Here is a 238-nt window from a genome sequence, read left to right on the forward strand (position 1 = left end):
GGTGATCGTTCAGAAGGCGGTCGAAGACTTTCTGGGCTCCAGCGCGGTCTCCATTCTCAGCAAGGAACACGCCCTGCAGGAGGCGCGCTTCGGCGTTGCCCGGATTTCTCTCGAGAAAGCTCTCAATTCGCTGAATCGCGACTGCCGTCCGGCCCTGGCTCGCGAGTCGGCGAATGTTGCCGAGATTCTCGGGCTGCGCGACTGCAGCAGACCACCCTGCCAAAAAGAGCATAGTCGC

Annotated in this window: 1 protein-coding gene; it reads right to left on the reverse strand. The window is 61.3% G+C overall.

Annotation, left to right across the window (positions count from 1 at the left end):
• Positions 1-232, reverse strand: a 232-nt coding sequence (locus SAY88_RS26265; protein WP_431308939.1) for a tetratricopeptide repeat protein, incomplete at its 3' end; no start/stop codon positions are given.
• Positions 233-238 lie beyond the last annotated feature (6 nt).

The sequence above is a fragment of the Halalkalibacter flavus genome, assembly GCF_036663575.1.
Classification (GTDB): Bacteria; Bacillota; Bacilli; order Bacillales; family Bacillaceae_D; genus Halalkalibacter; species Halalkalibacter flavus.